Below are 19,157 nucleotides of genomic sequence, written 5' to 3' on the forward strand. Positions count from 1 at the left end.
CTCCCTCATACAGGCTTCACATGTCGCCAACCGCCGAAACGCCCATCAGGATTGCCAGACAGCGCTTCAAGCTGCGCGTCTGGATCACCTCCCGTCTTTGGGCGCAGGTGATCGCGGGCATGGTGCTAGGCTTCGCGCTCGGTCTTTTCATGAGCCAGAACAGCGAGCTGCTGGCCCCCGGCAGCATGGAAATTATCGGCCTCTGGCTTGCCCTGCCCGCCAAGATCTTCATGGCGCTCATCGCCATGGTGCTCGTGCCGCTGATTTTCTGCTCGATCGTTGCGGGCCTGATGAGCGCGGCATCGGGCACCGAGCTGCGTTCGGTCGGCCTGCGCCTCGGGGCGTTCATTCTGGCAACAACCGCAGCAGCCGCGACCGGCGGCATCCTTCTGGCAAGCTGGCTGAAACCTGGCGAGGGGCTGGGCGCGGCAAGCAGCCCCGCGTCCCCCGCCATGCCATCTGCCGCAGCAGACGCCGCACCGGCGCTGCCGCTGGAACAAGGCGTCGCCGCGCTGCCCGAAATGATCGCCGCCATCCTGCCCGCCAATCCCACCGCCTCCATCGTGCAAGGGGATATGCTGGCCATCGTGGTGCTGGCGCTCCTTGTCGGCATTTCCGTAATGCAGGTGGAGCGCGAGCGCGCCCAGCCCTTTTTGGCACTAGTGGACGCGCTGCTTTCCATTTCCATGAACATCGTCAAATGGGCGATGTTCCTCACCCCTTACGCCGTTTTCGGCCTCATGGTGCAGCTCGTCACCCGCATCGGCCTTGAAACAGTGCTCGGCATGTCGGTCTATGTCGGTACGGTGCTGCTCGGCCTCGCGCTGCTGCTTACACTCTATCTTCTGATCGCCGGTATTTTCACGCGGACAGGCCCGGCGGAATTTCTGAAAAAGGCGGGCGGCAACCTGCTTCTCGCCTTTTCCACCTCCAGTTCCTCCGCCGTCATGCCCGTCACCATTCAGACCGCGCGCCGCCTCGGCGTGCCGGGTAATATCGCCAATATCGTCATTCCCCTCGGCGCCACCATGAATATGGCCGGCACCGCCCTTTATCAGGCCGTGGCGATTCTCTTTCTCGCCCAGCTTTCCGGGGTGGAGCTCAGCCTTGCCCAGATCGCTATCGTCACCGGCACACTTATCGCCTCCTCCATCGGCGCGCCCGGCACGCCGGGGGTGAGCATTGCGATTCTCAGCTCCGTCGCCCTTTCCATGAACATTCCGGTGGAAGGCATGGTCATTATCCTCGGGGTGGACCGCCTCCTTGATATGTGCCGGACTGCGGTGAACGTGACCGGCGATCTGACCGCTGCCCTGCTTCTGCAGGGGGTTTCGGATTCGCAAAGCACACCAGGCGCGCCCGCAAGCGCCTAAGGCTTGGATTCCTCCCTGATTCGCTTATGGTTAACGAAGAAAACCCGGCATTTGACCTATAGGTCAGCACCCCTGTCATATTTGCTTGATCATGCGGGGGTATTTCTGGCAATATCCGGCCTCCGGTGGGGAGAGTTGTCCCCACTGGCCGGTAAGGGCTGCAAAACCGCAGCCGACAAGGCCTCGCCCGGGCTCCGGCAAGAAGTTAAGGGCGTCCAGCAGAAAAAGCCGCGTTCAAAGCGGCACTGCAAAGGACACGTGGCAGCGCGTTGACGTTCGGCTCTGACAGCGGCGCCCCGACGGTTCGGGGTGCGCGAATTGACGCGGAGAGGCAAAAAACGGCACCCGCCGGACTTGCCATCGAACGCCAACCCGTTAGGGTGCGCCGCCCCGCATGGCCGAATGCCCGTTAAGGGTAAAGGACGGGCGGGGCCCATAGGTGCTGACAGTTTTTGGAAAGAGATTTAGGGAATGACTCAGAATCGCGATTCTTTGAGCCAGCTACCCGGTGAGGCAAGAAACCGTGCCGGGGCGGTCGTGACCCCTCCGGCGGGGCAGCCGTCTGCGCGCGGTCTTTACGACCCGCGCAACGAGCATGATGCCTGCGGTATCGGCTTTGTGGCGAACATTCATAATAAGAAAAGCCACAAGATCGTGGCCGACGGCCTGAAAATTCTCGAAAATCTCGAGCATCGCGGCGCCGTGGGCGCCGACCCGAAGGCGGGCGACGGCGCCGGCATTCTGGTGCAGATGCCTCACGCTTTCTTCCAGACGAAAGCCGCCAATCTGAGCTTCGAGCTGCCGGATGAGGGCGATTATGGCGTCGGCTTCTTCTTCCTGCCGAAGGACGATGCCGCGCGCGCCAAGATCGAGAAACTGGCAGAAAAGACCGTGACGGACGAGGGCCAGAGCGTTCTCGGCTGGCGCGATGTGCCGGTTGACCCGTCCGACCTTGGCGAAAGCGTGAAGCCGACCGAGCCCACGCACCGCCAGCTTTTCGTCAAGCGCGCCGACGGCCTCAGCCAGGACGCCTTCGAGCGCAAGCTCTATGTCATTCGCAAACTGATCGAGAAAACGGTCTATGCCGATGACGGCGAAGAGAACAACCGCTTCTTCTATATCCCGTCCTTCTCCTCGCGCACCCTTTGCTACAAGGGCATGCTGCTCGCGGTGCAGGTCGGCCAGTACTATAAAGACCTCCAGAACGAAGATTTCGTCTCCGCGATTGCCCTCGTGCACCAGCGTTTCTCGACGAACACCTTCCCCACCTGGTCGCTTGCCCACCCCTTCCGCATGATCTGCCATAACGGCGAGATCAACACGAAGCGCGGCAACGAAAACTGGATGTATGCCCGCCAGGGCTCCATGAGCTCGGAGCTTTTCGGCGAGGATATGACCAAGCTCTATCCGATCATCCATGAAGGCCAGTCCGATAGCGCCAGCTTCGACAATGCGCTCGAGCTGCTGGTGGAATCGGGCTACTCGCTCGCGCACGCCATGATGATGCTGATCCCGGAAGCCTGGGGCGGCCACACGCTCATGGACCCCGAGCGCCGCGCTTTTTACGAACACCACGCCGCGCTGATGGAGCCCTGGGACGGGCCCGCCGCCGTCGCCTTCACCGATGGCCGCCAGATCGGCGCGACGCTGGACCGCAACGGCCTGCGCCCTGCCCGTTATTATGTGACGGAAGACGGCACGGTCATGATGGCCTCGGAAATGGGCGTGCTGCCGGCCGAAGAATCCACCATCGTGGAAAAATGGCGCCTGCAGCCCGGCAAAATGCTGCTGATCGACCTGGAAGAGGGCCGCATCATCTCCGATGACGAGATCAAGATGCAGCTTGCCAAGTCGCACCCCTATCAGAGCTGGCTCGACAAGACGCAGATCTATGTCGAAGACCTGCCCGAGCCGGTGAAGGAATTCGAACATGTGGCGCCCGAAAACCTGCTCGATATGCAGCAGGCTTTCGGCTACACTCAGGAAGACATCAAGATCCTGATGTCGCCCATGGCCGAGACCGGCCAGGAAGCCATCGGCTCGATGGGCACCGACACGCCCATCTCCGTGCTCTCCAACCGCTCGAAGCTGCTCTACACCTATTTCAAGCAGAACTTTGCGCAGGTGACGAACCCGCCGATCGACCCGATCCGCGAGGAAATCGTCATGTCGCTGATCTCGCTGATCGGCCCGCGCCCCAATCTGCTCGATCTGGAAGGCACGAGCGAACAGAAGCGCCTGGAAGTGCGCCAGCCCATTCTCACGAATGAGGACCTGGAAAAGATCCGCGAGATCGGCGATGTCGAGGACAATCACTTCCAGACCATCACGCTGGATATCACCTACCCCGCCTCCGAAGGCGCCGCCGGCATGGCAGGCGCGCTTGAGCGGCTGTGCGATGAAGCCTGCAAGGCAGTGGAAGAAGGCGACAACATCATCATCCTGTCCGACCGCAAGGTGGGTAAGGACCGCATCGCCATTCCGGCGCTGCTCGCCACCTCCGCCGTCCACCATCACCTGATCCGCGCCGAACAGCGCACCTCGGTCGGGCTTGTCGTGGAAACGGGCGAGGCGCGCGAAGTGCAGCATTTCTGCTGTCTGGCGGGCTATGGCGCGGAAGCCATCAACCCTTATCTTGCCTTCGAGACGCTGGAAAAAATGCGCCAGGCCGGCGATCTGCCGCAGGACCTGTCCCGCGAAGACGCCCAGAAGCGCTACATCAAGGCGATCAACAAGGGCATTCTCAAGGTCATGTCCAAGATGGGCATCTCGACCTACCAGTCCTATTGCGGCGCGCAGATCTTCGATGCGATCGGCCTCTCCACGGACTTCCTGAAGCGCTATTTCTACGGCACGGTGACCACGATCGAGGGCATCGGGCTTGATGAAGTGGCCGAGGAAACCGTCCGCCGCCACGCAGAAGCCTATGGCGCTTCGCCGGTTCTCGCCGACAGCCTGGAAGTGGGCGGCGAATACAACCTGCGTATCCGCGGCGAGGAACATGCCTGGACGTCCGACAGCGTGCGCGACCTGCAGCATGCTGTGCGCGGCAACAGCCAGGACCAGTACCGCGAGTTCGCCAAGCGCATCAACGAGCAGAACGAACGCATGCTCACGATCCGCGGCCTCTTCCGCCTGAAGAGCGCGGAAGAACTGGGCCGCAAGCCCGTGCCGCTTGAGGAAGTGGAACCGGCGGCCAATATCGTGCGCCGTTTCGCCACGGGCGCCATGTCCTATGGCTCGATCTCCCGCGAAGCGCACACGACGCTCGCCATCGCCATGAACCGGCTGGGCGGCAAGTCCAATACCGGTGAAGGCGGCGAAGAGGTGGACCGTTTCACCCCCATGCCCAATGGCGACAGCATGCGCTCCGCCATCAAGCAGGTGGCCTCGGGCCGCTTCGGCGTGACGACGGAATATCTCGTCAATTCGGACATGATCCAGATTAAGATGGCGCAGGGCGCAAAGCCCGGCGAAGGCGGCCAGCTGCCCGGCCACAAGGTCGACAGCGTCATCGCCAAGGTGCGCCATTCGACACCGGGCGTGGGCCTCATCTCCCCGCCCCCGCACCATGACATCTATTCGATCGAAGACCTGGCCCAGCTCATCTTCGATCTGAAGAACACCAACCCGGCCGCGGACATTTCCGTGAAGCTGGTCTCGGAAGTCGGCGTCGGCACCGTTGCCGCCGGTGTTTCCAAGGCCCGCGCGGACCATGTCACGATTTCCGGCTATGAAGGCGGCACCGGCGCAAGCCCACTGACCTCCATCAAGCATGCCGGCAGCCCGTGGGAAATCGGCCTCGCCGAAACGCACCAGACGCTGGTGATGAACCGTCTGCGCGGCCGTATCGCCGTGCAGGTGGACGGGGGTCTGCGTACAGGCCGCGACGTTGTCGTGGGCGCGCTTCTAGGGGCCGATGAATTCGGCTTCTCCACCGCCCCGCTTATCGCCGCCGGCTGCATCATGATGCGCAAGTGTCACCTCAACACCTGCCCGGTGGGCGTTGCCACGCAGGACCCGGTCCTGCGCAAGCGGTTCGTCGGTGCGCCCGAACACGTCATCAACTACTTCTTCTTCGTCGCCGAAGAAGTGCGTGAGTTGATGGCCGAACTCGGCTTCCGCACCTTCGATGAAATGGTCGGTCAGATGCAGGTGCTCGACAAACGCGCCGCCATCGAACACTGGAAGGCGAAAGGGCTCGATTTCACGAAGCTCTTCACCAAGCCCGAGACGATCGAAGGCGTGAACATCCATAAGTGCGAACCGCAAACGCACATGATCGACGACGTGCTGGACCGCAAGCTCATCGAGCTTTCAAAGCCCGCCATCGAAGAGAAAAAGCCGGTGCAGATCGATCTGCCGGTGAAAAACACCGACCGCACGATCGGCACCATGCTCTCCGGCGAAATCGCCAAGCGTTATGGCCATGCCGGTCTGCCCCAGGACACGATCCATGCCAAGTTCAAAGGCACGGCGGGGCAGAGCTTCGGGGCCTGGGTGGTGCGCGGCGTCACGCTCGAGCTGGAAGGCGAAGCGAACGACTATGTTGGCAAGGGCCTTTCCGGCGGGCGTCTCGTCGTCTATCCGCCGGCCGAAGCCAAGAAGATCGTGCCGGAAAAGAGCATCATCGTCGGCAACACGGTGCTTTACGGCGCCATTGAAGGCGAATGCTATTTCCGCGGCGTGGCGGGCGAACGTTTTGCCGTGCGTAACTCCGGCGCCATCGCCGTTGTGGAAGGCGCCGGCGATCACTGCTGCGAATACATGACGGGCGGTGTGGTTGTCGTGCTGGGTCCGACGGGCCGTAACTTCGCAGCCGGCATGTCCGGCGGCATCGCTTACGTGCTCGATGAAGACGGCATGTTCGAGGACCGCTGTAACCTGGCGATGGTCGAACTGGAGCCGGTGGAAGCGGAAGACGAAGCCATGGTCAATTCGCACCATCAGACGGGCGATCTGGAAGGCCATGGCCGTGTCGACATTCTCGGCGACATGACGCGCTTCGACGCCGAGCGTCTGCGCCAGCTCGTCGAGAACCACGTGCACTACACCAATTCGGCACGCGGCAAGGCCATCCTGGACAAATGGGAAGAATATCTGCCCAAGTTCCGCAAGGTCATGCCGGTTGAATACCGCCGCGCCTTGCTTGAGCTCGCCGCTCAGCGCGAGGAAGAACAGAAACTTGCGGCAGCAGGAGAGTAAGTATGGGAAAGATTACAGGCTTTCTTGAGATCGATCGTCAGGACCGCAGCTACAAGCCGGCCAGCGACCGTATCCGCAATTACAACGAGTTCGTCATTCCGCTCGGGGAAGAAAAAACCCGCGAGCAGGCGGCGCGCTGCATGGATTGCGGCATCCCCTACTGTCACAATGGCTGTCCGGTGAACAACCAGATCCCCGATTTCAATGATCTCGTCTATCACGACGATTGGAAACGGGCGTTCCATAACCTGCAGTCGACGAACAACTTCCCCGAATTCACGGGCCGCATCTGCCCCGCCCCGTGCGAGGCGAGCTGCACGCTCAACCTGATCGACAAGCCCGTGACGATCAAAACCATTGAATGCGCGATCATCGACCGCGCCTGGGAAGAAGGCTGGGCACAGCCCATGCCGCCGAAGTTCAAGACCGGCAAGAAGGTTGCCGTCGTCGGTTCCGGCCCCGCCGGTCTTGCCGCCGCTCAGCAGCTCGCCCGCGCCGGTCACGACGTTCATCTTTACGAGAAGAACGCGAAAGCCGGCGGCCTGCTGCGCTACGGCATTCCCGACTTCAAGATGGAAAAGCACTATATCGACCGCCGCGTCGAGCAGATGAAGGCCGAAGGCGTGACCTTCCACTGCAATGTGCATATCGGCGTCGACAAGAAGGCCGAAGAGCTGACGAAGGAATATGACGCGGTCATTCTTTCCGGCGGCTCCGAGCAGCCCCGTGATCTGCCCATCGAAGGCCGGGACCTGCATGGCATTCACTTCGCCATGAACTTCCTGCCGCAGCAGAACCGCCGCGTCTCCGAAGAACCGCTCGACAATGTCGAGCCGATCCTGGCAGGCGGCAAGCATGTCGTCGTTATCGGCGGCGGCGACACGGGTTCGGACTGTATCGGCACCTCACGCCGTCAGGGTGCGCTGTCGATCACGCAGCTTGAAATCATGCCCAAGCCGCCCGTGATGGAGAACAAGCTCCTGACCTGGCCGGATTGGCCGCTCAAGCTACGCACCTCCTCCAGCCAGCAGGAAGGCGCAGAGCGCGAGTTCGCGGTGATGACGCAGAAATTCACCGGCGAAGACGGCCAGGTGAAAAAGCTGCACTGCGTGCATGTGGATGAGAATATGAAACCCATCGCGGGCACGGAATTCGAGCTGAAAGCCGACCTCGTGCTGCTTGCCATGGGCTTCGTTCATCCCGTCCATGAAGGCATGCTGGAAGAGCTCGGCGTCGAGCTCGACCCGCGCGGCAATGTGGCGGCGGACACGATCCGCTACAAGGCCAGCCGCGAGAAGATCTTCACTTGCGGCGACATGCGCCGCGGCCAGTCGCTCGTCGTCTGGGCCATCCGCGAGGGCCGCCAATGCGCCCGCGAGGTCGACCTTGCCCTGATGGGCAAAACAGACCTGCCCCGCTAAGCCCGGCAGAGAACACGCAAAAGCCCCGCTTCATCCGAAGCGGGGCTTTTTCTTTGCGTCGATGCTCATCGCTGCAACTCGTCCCACAAGTCCCGCCAAGCCGGATTGCTAGAAACGATCAGATCGATCTTCCATTGCCGCACCCAATGCTTGAGAACCTTTTCGCGCTGAATTGCGAGCAGCATAGTCTCATGCCTTTCGAAAAAGACGAGCCGCTTAAGGCCGTAGCGGCGGGTAAAACCATCGGCAAGTCCCTCCCGGTGCTCCCATACCCGGCGCACGATGTCGTTCGTCACGCCGATATAAAGCGTGCCTCTTGGCTTGTTCGTGAGGATGTAAACAAAGCCGCCCATGCGAAATGAGAGGCTGCATGGATGCTCGGGTCAAGCCCAAGCATGACGAAGGAGACAAATGAGAACCGTCACCCTCGCGCCCAACGCGAGAGTCCATCGGTTATGTGCGTATAACGAGATACCGGAAAGAATGGAAAAACTACCAAACGCATTGAGAGCCTATAGATGCGCGGGGCCAGACCCGAGCATGACGAGTGAGACAAAAGAAAATCGTCACCCTCGCGCTTGACGCGAGGGTCCATGTGGCATGTGCTTGCGGCTTGATGCCAGTGAATCAGACCCCGCCCTGCGCCCCGCGCAGCTGCGCGCCTTCGCGCTCACCCGCGGGCAGCTCCTCTTCCACATCATCCCAGGTTGCCGCGCGCCAGGCATCGATCTTGGCGCGCACCTCTTCGGCAAATTGCGCAAGGCCGCGCTCGTTCATCTGCTCGTGCCAGGTCTCGGACATGACGATGATCGTGTCTTCCACCGGGCCGACGGAAAGCCCGCTCACCATGGTGACAAGCCTCCCGCTGTTCAAAAGCGCAAGCACGGCGGCGGCGATGATCAGCGCCCGCCAAAGCCGGCCGATCTGGTAATGGGTTTCGCGTTCCTCGCGCAGGAAGCCGCGCGGCACAGCTTCCCAGCCCTGCTCGACCTCGCCGTTCTGAAAGATCACCCGGTCCGTCGTTGCCAGCGCCTGGTTCTGCGGCACGATCTCGCCCGGATTGGAAAGCGCTACATCCTGTCCCATAGCCCCTGTACCCTCATATTTCAGCCCGCCTAGAACTGGAAATAGATGAACGGCGCAACGCCTGCCGGCGCCGCAGCCCAGATAAGAAAGATACCAAGCCCGAGCACCAGCCCCAAGACGGCGGAAGGCGCATATTCAAGCGGACGCGCCAGCCATTCGGCAAGCTTCGGCGGGGTAAACTGGAAGCAAAGCGAGCCCGCGATCAGCGCCGCAATGAAGGGCGTCACGTAAAGCGAGGGCACGGACCAGTCGGCAAGCCCCGTCACATAGGTCGACGCCAGCGTGAAATTCTCCGCCCGGAAGAAAATCCAGGCAAAACACACGAGATGGAACGTGGCGATGACACCGAGCACCCTGTTGAGCGGGCGCGAAAGGCGGGTGATATAACCGGGTTCTTCCCCTGCAGGCGGGGCAAGGGCGTTCAGCTTCTGGCGGGCAAAACGCTCGATCCCAAGCGCTGCCCCGTGAAACGCGCCCCAAAAAACGAAGGTCCAGGCCGCCCCGTGCCAGAGTCCGCCCAGAAACATCGTCAAAAAGAGATTGCGGTAAGTGGCAAAGCCACCGCCCCGGTTGCCGCCCAAGGGAATGTAAAGATAATCCCGCAACCAGGTAGAGAGGGAAATGTGCCAGCGGCGCCAGAAATCCTGCAGGGATGAGGCGCGGTAAGGCTGATTGAAGTTTTCCGAGAACTTATAGCCGAGCAGCGCCGCGACCCCGATGGCAATATCCGAATAGCCGGAAAAATCGCAATAGATCTGCACCGCATAGCCGTAAACCCCGATCAGAAGATCTGCGCCGCCGAGCACGGAGGGATCGAAAAAGACCGGGTCCACGAGCTCGGTCGCCAGATAATTGGCGATCACCATCTTCTTGATGAGACCGGAGATGATCAACACCACGCCGATCGCGCCCATGGCACGCGTCAGGCGCGGGGTCTCATCAAGCTGCGGCAGAAAATCCGCCGCGCGCACGATGGGCCCGGCGACAAGCTGCGGGAAGAACGAGATATAGAGGAAGACATCCAGCACCGAGTGCGAGGCACGCACATGGCCCCGGTAGACATCCACCACATAGGAAATCCCCTGGAAGGTGAAGAAGGAGATCCCCACCGGCAAGATGACCTGCATGAAAGGCAGATCCCGCTCCAGATTGAGCGTTTCCAGAAGCACGCGCAGGCTGTCGAGGAAGAAACCGTAATATTTGAAGAAGCCGAGAATGCTCAGATTGAGAATGACGGCGAGCGCCACCACGGTTTTGCGCATGGAAGGCCGGCCCAGCCTGTCGAGCAGCCAGCCGGCGGAAAAATTGATCGCGGAAGACAAGACCAGAAGGCCGACGAAGCGCCAATCCCACCAGCCATAGAAAAAATAGCTCGCGCCGACGAGAAAAAGCTTACGCCAATTCGGATCGCGGCGAAGCTCCCAGCCCACCGCGAAGACAACGAGAAAGAAAACGCCAAACTCGAAAGTTGGGAAAAGCATCCGCCGCCTGACACATGTTACGCGCTACATTAACCGTCAGGGGGCGTGACGGAGCCCAGATTGTCAGGCTTTGCACGCCTTTCCGCAACAGGCGCATGACATCTTGGTTAATGGGGCGGCCCGCTCAGAAAAGCGTCTTTCCCGCGCCCCGCGCCCGGCACTGCGCCGCCTCATAAGGCCCCATCAACGCCTCCCAGAAACGCGCGGCAAGCCGCTCGGCGCCCGCAGGGGTCAGATGCACATGATCGGGATAGGCGAGCGCCGGTTCGGCGAGCGCCCAGTCATGAATGGCGCAGGCAGTTCCATCCCCTGCCGCCATGGCCGCCGCCGCATTCCAGAAGAAAGCACCCTCGGCAGCCGCCGCCTCTTCCTGCGCGGCGCGCACGGCGCTCAAAGAAGGCGGTTCGTGCCAGCGGGCGAGCACCGGGCTTTCCTGCGCGAGGAGCGCTCCATATTTCGCTTTCTCGTTCAACGCCAGCGGCACGCAAGGATAGGTCCGCCGCTCCGCCCCGGTTCTCAGATAAGAGGGAAGCCGCGCCCCGCTGCGCGCACCGATAACGGCAAGGGAGGCGCCGGACGCCCACTCGCTGAGCCTGCGCAGTTTCTGCCCGAGCAGGCGCTTATAGGAAACAGGCGAAAGCGCATCGTCAAACCCTTCATTCGTACCGTAATCGAGAATGATGAGATCGGGCTGCAGCGCCTCCAGTTCGGCGCGCAGAATATCCTCATCCCAGCGCTCCATGATGGAAAGGCGCGCGCCCGGAATACCCTGCGCCTCATAGAGAACGCCGCTTGCAGGCACCGCGCTCCCCCACCCGAGCACCGTGACGGGCCCGTCGCCCATGGGGCGCAGTTCCGCCCGGCTGGCCATCCCGCCTTTCAGCGCAACGCGGATAAGCCCCCGGCCTTTCGTGGAAAAGACCCCCGCTTCTTCTCCACCCAGAAGAAGCTGAAAAGAGCCGCCCTCGGGCGTGCCCCAGACATCCACGGCAAAGGAGGAAAAAGCCCCCGCCCGCGCGGCAAGGCGCATGAAGTCCTCTGCCGAGCCGCTTTGCGCGCGAATGCCGGTCAGGCCGAACGGCCCTGACGCCTCCACACGCTGGCTATTGGCGATTTGCCAGCCCGCCGAGGCCGACACTTCATACCCCTGGCGCGCAAAATAAGGAAAAGGCTCGGCAGGCGGAAAAAGCCCGCGCCCGCCATTGCCGAAACGGACCTGAAAGCGTGCGGCAAGATCGCCGCTGAAGCGGTCGGCGGCGATATGGCTGTCGCCGAGATGCAGAATGGAAACCGCGCGGGTGCGCGTACCGCTCTCAAGCTCCTGCAATGCGCCGTAAAAAGCGGCAAGGCCGGGCGCCGGCGCAAGCGCCGGCCCGCAGCTTCCAGAAGCGCAGGCGCTGAGCGCTGAACCAAGAAGAAAGGCGAGCCCCGCTTTAGCGCAGCGGCCAGCTCCAATCATCGGCGCGGCCGGGGCGAAGCTCCGGCACCTCGATGGGGGCGACCTGCGCGCTTTGAACTTCGCTTTCAGCGCCGTCAGCCCCATCGGCAGAGGCCTCTTCCTCATTGCCTTGAACAGGCGCTTGAGGTTCGGCCACCGCCTCCCCTTGAGGTTCAGAGACAGCCGCGCTTTGCCGGACTTTCCCGGCCGGCGCATCGAGGCGCACATAGCCCTTATCGATATCGGTTTTAATCGCATCCGCTACTATAGAGGCGAGCACCTGATAACCGGCAAGGGTGAAATGAATGCCGTCATCGGCGCGCAGCAGCTTTTCCCGCCCGCGCAGATCCGGCCCATAGGCCGTGTACTCGCCCTTGGCATTCGCAAGGCCTTCCCAGGTCGGCACGAAGGGCACACCCGCGCGCACCGTTTCCTCGCGGTAGATCGAATTGAAATATTGCATGTCGCCGCCGAAACGCGCCGAGCGCATCACCGGAATGCCGACCCAATAAATATAGGCCCCGCGCGCCTGCAGCGAGGCGGTGAAGCGGCGGATGCGCTCGCGGTATTCCTTTTCCCAGCCCTTAGCCCGCAGCGGGTAGCGCTCGCCCTTGCCATTGACGATGACCTGCCGGTCGTTCGTGCCGATCATCACCACGGCAATATCGACACGCTCTTCCTTAAGCACCCGCTCGACATTCGCGTTCCAGTCGTAATATTCCGAGCGCACAAAGCCCGAGGCGACTTTCGAACGCTTGATGACCTCGAAACGCTTGTCGCCTTTCAAGACACGGTAAAGCCCCGCCCAAAGCCCGTCACCGAGCGAATCGCCCAGCACCACGACATTGAATTTCTTGCGGGCGGCGTAATCGGGCGCGGGCAGCACTTGGCCCGCCCCGCCCGGATCGCCGGGCTCGCGGATCGGTTTGGAAAGAATGGCATCGGAAGGCGCCGGGCGGGCCAGCGGCAGATAATCGGCAATTTCCGCGCGGGTGGCGGACGCCCAGAAAAGCGCGCCGCCCAAAACCAAGAGCGCGAATGCAGCCCGTTTGATCTTTGCCGCCCTGTCTATGTGCGCCCTGTCTATGTGCGTCCTGTCCGCGCTTGCAGCGCGGGCGGCGCTTGCCCCCCTGGTCATCCTGTCCAGTCCCCATGTTACAAATGCAAGGTCCAGCCTGTCCCGCAGCGGCACAGAACTGCCCTTTGCGCCTTCCAAGCCCCTCCCATTGCAGGGATCGGGCCGGAGAACCCTTCATAAGGCGGTATCGCGGATCGATGCTGAAATACCGGCAAGCGGCCCCCCGCTTTGGCCCGGCAGCATGTCTCGCCAAGTCCCGCCCCAATCATAATCGGCACTGGCGGTCACGCCAAACGTTCCGGCAAGGGCCCGCTTAAGCGCTTGATTTGGCTCTTAAACTGCCGTGCGCAAAAGCTCGCTCACCACCCGTTCCAGGTCTTTGAGCGAGGCGCAGGTCTGCGCCCGGTCGCAGTGGGGGGTGAAGGAGCGCATGACGCTGTCACCCGTATTCCAGAGCGATTTCGGCTCCGGGTTGAGCCAGATGACGCGCCGGGCGCGGTCATGGATCTTATCAAGAATATCGGCGCGCGGATTGGCGTTATTCGAGCGCCCGTCTCCCAGCATGATCACCGTCGTATGATGGTCCACGTCATCAAGAGCAAGATCGGCGAAATCTTCCAGCGCCATGCCGTAATCCGTCGCCCCGCCGCCATGCACATGCATAGTCTCGGCAATCGCCTTCTCGATCCCTTCCTTCTCGAAGAGCTCCGTCACTTCCCCCAGCCGGCCGGAAAAAGCAAAGGCGCGCACCTGCGGCAAAACCTCGCTGAGGCTGTAAAGGAACATCAGGAGAAAACGCGTATATTGCGCCACCGAGCCGGAGACATCGCAGATCGCCATCACCTTCGGGCGGTCCACCTTCTCGCTTTTCCAGACGATGTCGAAAAGAAGTCCGTCATATTCGATATTCTTGCGGATGGTCTTGCGCACATCGAGCTGGCCGCGCAGCGTGCGTTTCTTCCGGCGGGAATTGAGCGCGATCAGCTTCTTCGCCATCTTCTTCACAAGCTGGCGAATGACCTTGGCGTCCCTATGGTCGACATTGGAAAGGCGCACCTGGGAGAGTACTTCCTCGCGCAGGCGCTTGCCGGCATTGGCGGTATAAAGCTCAAGCTGCTGCTCGACATAATCGCGCACCTGCGCACGCAAGCCGTCACGCATCTCGCGGATTTCCTGCCCGCGCGCATCGCCCGCTTCCGTGCCCTGCCGCTCCGCCGCCTCGATCGCCTGATCGAGTGTTTCGAGCCCCATTTCCTCCAGAATGCGCCGCACATACATGCCGCGCTGCGTGAAAAGCCGGATGCGGTTGAGCTGCGTGCGCCGGGCCGCCTCCGCCAGCGCCATTTGCAGGGCGGCGGCATCGCCTGCTTCGAGCATTTCTAGAAGGTTCTGCCCGCCGGGCGCATTGGGGCCTGCTTGCGGTACATCGCCCTCATTGACCGGCCCGCCGCTGGGCTTGCCGCCGGACTGCGCCCCTTGCGGCGCGCCGCCATCGCCGCCGGAGCTTTGGCCGGGCATAGGCTGATCTGCGCCGCCTTCACCCTCGCCGTCGCTCGGCGCTTCCTGCCCGCTCTCGCTTTCCTCGCCTTCGCCGTCCCCATCCTTCGCCTGGCCGGGGCCGTCTTCGCGCTTGGGCGGCGGCTTGAACTGGTCGAAGGCAAAGAACTTGTCGAAGGTTTCGTCGAAGGAGAACTTTTCTTCTTCGGTTTTGGCGAGCACCTGGCCGAGCGAGTGCTTGAGCACCTGCCTATTATCGAAGCCCACGAGCTCGACAGTGCGCCCCGCATCGATACTTTCCGATATCGACACGCGCACATCCGCCGCCCGCAGCGCCCGGATAAATTCGGTCAGAACCTCGCTCATGGTCTCGTCCCCGACGCCGGCTACGCGCTCGCCTTTTGCGCTTGAGAGGTCAGGGCGTTGATTTCCCCGTCCACATTCTCGATATCGTCCTGGAACTTAAGGAGCACGTTCAGCGTGTCACGCACAAGCTCCGCATCGAGCGCTTCGGCATGAAGCAGCACCAGCGTGCGCGCCCAGTCGATCGTCTCGGAAACCGAGGGATGTTTTTTCAGCTCGAGCGTGCGCAGGCCCTGCACGAAGGCGACGAGCTGCTTGCGCAAACCTTCTTCCACATCCGGCACCCGCGCCTTGATGATGTCGTTCTCAAGCTTGGAATCGGGGAAGGGAATGTAAAGGTGCAGACAGCGCCGCTTCAGCGCATCGCCGATTTCGCGCGAATTATTCGAGGTCAGAAACACGATAGGCGTGCTCTTCGCCTTGATCGTGCCGAGCTCGGGCACGGAAATCTGATAGTCCGACAAAAGCTCCAGCAGGAAAGCTTCGAACTCATCATCCGACTTGTCGATCTCGTCGATCAGAAGCACCGCGCCCTTTTCCGCCCACAGCGCTTTCAGCAGCGGGCGCGGCTCCAGAAACTCGGTGGAGAAAAATGTGTCGTCGAATTCATGCAAGCGGTCCATGGACTGTTTCAGCCCGCTCGCCCCTTCCATCAGATCGCCGAGCTTTTCTTTCAGCACCTGCGTGTAAAGCAGCTGTTTGCCGTATTTCCATTCATAAAGCGCCTTGGCTTCATCGACGCCTTCATAACATTGCAGGCGGATCAGCTCCTGGCCGAGATATTCCGCCGTCGCCTTGGCAAGTTCCGTCTTGCCGACGCCGGGCGGGCCTTCCACGAGAATGGGCTTGCCCAGTTTCCGGGAAAGGAAAATCGACGTGGCGATCTGCTTGTCGCAAATATACCCGCCCTTGGCGAAGCCTTCGCGGACCGCCTGAATTTCGTCCTCGGGTTTCACGTGACGCATGCTCCCTGATGCTGCTTTCTTATTGGCCGGGAGACTATCAGCCGGGCCCGCGCGCCGCCAGCCGCCTGAGCCCTGCAAATACCCCGTTTTGCCCCTCACTCCTGTCCATAGGTGCGCGCGCTTTGTACATGAGTGAGCAGCAAAAGAGCAAAACGCAGGGGAAAGCAGGGCTGGCTCTCGGGCTCAAACTGGCTACAATCCCGGCAATTTCAACGACCAATAATGGGAGATGCGTCATGGGCAATATCAACGACGTCGCCGACCTTTCCACGGAAGGCGAGATTGCCGTCCTTACCTTGAATTCGCCCCCCGTCAACGCGCTGTCCGCGCCGGTGCGCGAGGGGATTTTCGAAGGCATTAAAAAAGCGACCGCCGACAGCGCCGTGAAAGCCATCGTGCTGATCTGCGACGGGCGCACCTTCATCGCCGGTGCCGATATTACCGAATTCGGCAAGAAACCGACGGGCCCGAGCCTTTTCGATGCGCAGGACATGATCGAGAACGCCTCCGTTCCCGTCATTGCCGCCATCCACGGCACGGCGCTTGGCGGCGGTCTCGAAGTGGCGCTGACCTGCCATTACCGCGTGGCGGTTCCCTCCGCCAAATGCGGCCTGCCGGAAGTGAACCTCGGCCTGCTGCCGGGCGCCGGCGGCACGCAGCGCCTGCCCCGCATCGTCGGTCCGGAAAAGGCGCTTGAAATGGTCACGACCGGCCAGCATGTGCCGGCGAAGAAATGCCTTGAAATGGGCCTCGTCGACGAGCTGGCCGAAGAAGGCAAGCTGCGCGAGGGCGCCGTCGCCTTCGCCAAGAAAGTGGTTGCCGAAAACCGCCCGCTGAAAAAAGTCCGCGAGATGAACGACAAGGTGGAAGCAGCCCGCGGCAAGCCGGAAATCTTCGACAATTTCCGCAAATCCATCGCCCGCAAGACGCGCGGCTTCCTCGCCCCGGAATATAACATCCAGTGCATCGAAGCGGCAGTGAACAAATCCTTCGATGAAGGCATCAAGGTCGAGCGCGATCTTTTCACCAAGCTCGTGACGGGCGAGCAGTCCGCGGCCCAGCGCCACGTCTTCTTTGCCGAGCGCCAGGTCTGGAAAGTGCCGGGCATCGACAAGGACACGAAGCGCATTCCTATCGAAAAAGTCGGTATCATCGGCGCCGGCACGATGGGCGGCGGCATTTCCATGAACTTCGCCAATGCCGGCATCCCCGTCACCATCGTCGAGCGCGATCAGGCGCCCCTCGACAAGGGCCTCGGCACGATCCGCAAGAACTACGAGAACACGGCCAAGAAAGGCCGCATCTCCATGGACGATGTGGAAAAGCGCACCGGCCTCATCCAGGGCTCGACGGATATGAAGGCGCTGGCCGATTGCGACCTCATCATCGAAGCCGTGTTCGAGAACATGGACGTGAAGCAGGACATTTTCCGCCAGCTCGATGAAATCTGTAAGCCGGGCGCCATCCTCGCCACCAATACCTCGGCGCTGAATATCGACGAGATCGCCAGCGTGACGAAGCGCCCGGAAGCGGTGATCGGTCTGCACTTCTTCTCCCCCGCCAACGTCATGCGGCTTCTGGAAGTCGTGCGCGCGGACAAAACCTCGAAAGAGGTGATCGCCACCTCCATGGACCTTGCCAAGAAGATCGGCAAGATCGCCGCCCTTGTCGGCGTCTGCCCCGGCTTCGTCGGCAACCGCATCCTCGCCCAGCGCCAGCGCGAAGCGAACAAGCTCATCATGGAAGGCGCCATGCCCTGGGATGTGGACCGCGTGCTTTTCGATTTCGGCCTGCCCATGGGCCCCTTCGCCATGTCGGACCTTGCCGGTCTCGACCTTGGCTGGCGCAAGGAAAACTCCAAAGGCGAAACGATCCGCGACGTGCTCTGCGAAATGGACCGCCGCGGCCAGAAGACGGGCGCCGGTTTCTACGATTATGACGAGAACCGCAAAGCCACGCCGTCGAAAGTCGTCGAAGACATCATCAAGGATTTTGCCGAGAAGAAGCAGATCCAGCGCCGCGATATTTCCGATCAGGAAATTCTGGAACGCTGCGTCTATCCGATGATCAATGAAGGCTTCAAGATCCTGGAAGAAGGCAAGGCCATCCGCGCCTCCGACATCGATATCGTCTGGATCAACGGCTATGGCTGGCCGGTCTACCGGGGCGGCCCGATGTATTACGGCGAAAAGATCGTCGGCCTGGATAAAGTCCTCGCCAAGATGCAGGAATTCCAGAAAGCGCACGGCGACGATTTCGAGCCTGCCGCGCTGCTGGAAAAAGCGGTCAAGGAAGGCAAAAGCCTTTCCGAGCTCGGCTACTAAGCCGCTCCAGCACAAACAAAAAAAGCAAAGGCCCGCCTCACCGGCGGGCCTTTTTGCATCCGCGCTCTTTTCCCGATCCCGCAGAATTGAGCCCCCGCCCCTGTAAAGCGGCAGGCGAAATGCTTAGGTTGGACGCATCATCTTTTTCATCTCGCAGGGAGCGACCCCCATGAGCATCACTCTTTATGACCTTTGCGGCCAGGATGACCGGCGCTTCAGCCCCTTTTGCTGGCGCACGAAATACGCGCTCGCCCATAAGGGTCTGGCGTTCGAAACCATGCCCGTCTCCTTCAGCGCCATCAAGACGATCGGCGACGGCTCCTTCAAGACCGTGCCGGTGATCGAAGATAACGGCACCTGGGTCGGCGACAGCTGGGAGATCGCGAAATATCTCGACAAGGCCTATCCGGATAAACCTGCTCTCTTCCCGAGCCCGGAGGTCGAAGCACTATGCCATTTCGTCGAGACCTGGCAATTCTCGAACGTGCTGCGCCAGGCCTTCCCCGCTTACGTCCATGACATCTATCTCCATGTGAAAGAAGAAGACCGGACCTATTTCAAAGAAAGCCGGGAAAAACAGCTGGGCGGCACGAAGCTCGAAAGCCTGGTCGAAACGCGCGAGGAAAAACTGCCCGGCCTGCGCTCCGCGCTCTTTCCCTTGCGCATGACGCTCGGCAATCAACGCTGGCTTTCCGGCGACACGCCCGGTTATGCCGATTATCTCATTCTCAGCACCTTCCTGTGGCTCGGCTCCGTTGCCACGCTGCCGGTACTTGAAAAAGACGATCCGCTCCTCGTCTGGCTGGAAAAAGGCCGCGACCTTTATGACGGTCTTGGCCGCACTTCTCCTTGCAACGAGATTGCCGCTTAAGACCTACGCTCCACGCAGCAAAAAACCCCGGCCTTTCGAGCCGGGGTTTTCATGC

12 protein-coding genes are annotated in these 19,157 nt (G+C 61.4%); 5 read left to right on the plus strand and 7 right to left on the minus strand.

Annotated features, from left to right (window positions below; translation table 11 throughout):
- The first annotated feature begins 20 nt into the window (after nucleotides 1-20).
- The 3 genes from ACOQOT_RS12500 (at nucleotide 21) to ACOQOT_RS12510 (ending at nucleotide 7,999) form a co-directional block, all read left to right on the plus strand.
- Entirely contained in the window at nucleotides 21-1,373 is a 1,353-nt protein-coding gene (locus ACOQOT_RS12500; protein ID WP_420559585.1) for a dicarboxylate/amino acid:cation symporter, read from the plus strand.
- A 471-nt stretch (nucleotides 1,374-1,844) separates the two neighbouring features.
- Complete coding sequence (gene gltB, locus ACOQOT_RS12505; RefSeq protein WP_420559586.1) at nucleotides 1,845-6,578, plus strand: glutamate synthase large subunit; 4,734 nt, start codon at nucleotides 1,845-1,847, stop codon at nucleotides 6,576-6,578.
- A 2-nt stretch (nucleotides 6,579-6,580) separates the two neighbouring features.
- Nucleotides 6,581-7,999 carry a glutamate synthase subunit beta gene (locus tag ACOQOT_RS12510; RefSeq protein WP_420559587.1) on the plus strand — a complete coding sequence of 473 codons (1,419 nt, stop codon included), beginning with the start codon at nucleotides 6,581-6,583 and terminating at the stop codon, nucleotides 7,997-7,999.
- A 65-nt stretch (nucleotides 8,000-8,064) separates the two neighbouring features.
- On the opposite strand, the gene ACOQOT_RS12515 is transcribed toward ACOQOT_RS12510, so the two are convergent.
- From ACOQOT_RS12515 to ACOQOT_RS12545, 7 genes are all read right to left on the minus strand, one after another.
- Entirely contained in the window at nucleotides 8,065-8,352 is a 288-nt protein-coding gene (locus ACOQOT_RS12515) for a GIY-YIG nuclease family protein (RefSeq protein WP_420559588.1), read from the minus strand.
- 274 nt (nucleotides 8,353-8,626) lie between these two features.
- Entirely contained in the window at nucleotides 8,627-9,085 is a 459-nt protein-coding gene (locus ACOQOT_RS12520) for a hypothetical protein (RefSeq protein WP_420559589.1), read from the minus strand.
- A gap of 29 nt (nucleotides 9,086-9,114) precedes the next feature.
- Nucleotides 9,115-10,566, minus strand: coding sequence for an MBOAT family O-acyltransferase (locus tag ACOQOT_RS12525; protein ID WP_420559590.1), 1,452 nt, complete (start codon nucleotides 10,564-10,566; stop codon nucleotides 9,115-9,117).
- 124 nt (nucleotides 10,567-10,690) lie between these two features.
- Complete coding sequence (locus ACOQOT_RS12530) at nucleotides 10,691-12,025, minus strand: hypothetical protein (RefSeq protein WP_420559591.1); 1,335 nt, start codon at nucleotides 12,023-12,025, stop codon at nucleotides 10,691-10,693.
- Nucleotides 12,000-13,034: a DUF459 domain-containing protein gene (locus tag ACOQOT_RS12535; protein WP_420559592.1), complete on the minus strand. Its 1,035-nt coding sequence runs from the start codon at nucleotides 13,032-13,034 to the stop codon at nucleotides 12,000-12,002. Before ACOQOT_RS12535 ends, ACOQOT_RS12530 begins: the two co-directional genes overlap by 26 nt.
- 381 nt (nucleotides 13,035-13,415) lie before the next feature.
- The gene (locus tag ACOQOT_RS12540) at nucleotides 13,416-14,945 is read right to left on the minus strand and encodes a VWA domain-containing protein (protein WP_420559593.1); all 1,530 of its coding nucleotides are present in this window, start codon (nucleotides 14,943-14,945) and stop codon (nucleotides 13,416-13,418) included.
- Nucleotides 14,946-14,965: 20 nt separating this feature from the next.
- Nucleotides 14,966-15,907 carry an AAA family ATPase gene (locus tag ACOQOT_RS12545; RefSeq protein ID WP_420559594.1) on the minus strand — a complete coding sequence of 314 codons (942 nt, stop codon included), beginning with the start codon at nucleotides 15,905-15,907 and terminating at the stop codon, nucleotides 14,966-14,968.
- 236 nt (nucleotides 15,908-16,143) lie between these two features.
- Between ACOQOT_RS12545 and ACOQOT_RS12550 the strand changes: the two genes are divergently transcribed.
- Together ACOQOT_RS12550 and ACOQOT_RS12555 are read left to right on the plus strand one after the other, a co-directional pair.
- On the plus strand, nucleotides 16,144-18,231 hold the full coding sequence (locus tag ACOQOT_RS12550; protein ID WP_420559595.1) for a 3-hydroxyacyl-CoA dehydrogenase NAD-binding domain-containing protein: 2,088 nt from the start codon (nucleotides 16,144-16,146) through the stop codon (nucleotides 18,229-18,231).
- 169 nt (nucleotides 18,232-18,400) lie between these two features.
- Nucleotides 18,401-19,102 carry a glutathione S-transferase family protein gene (locus ACOQOT_RS12555; protein WP_420559596.1) on the plus strand — a complete coding sequence of 234 codons (702 nt, stop codon included), beginning with the start codon at nucleotides 18,401-18,403 and terminating at the stop codon, nucleotides 19,100-19,102.
- Nucleotides 19,103-19,157: the final 55 nt, after the last annotated feature.

Origin of the sequence: Tepidicaulis sp. (assembly GCF_965222285.1) — a bacterium.
Lineage (GTDB): Bacteria > Pseudomonadota > Alphaproteobacteria > Parvibaculales > Parvibaculaceae > Tepidicaulis.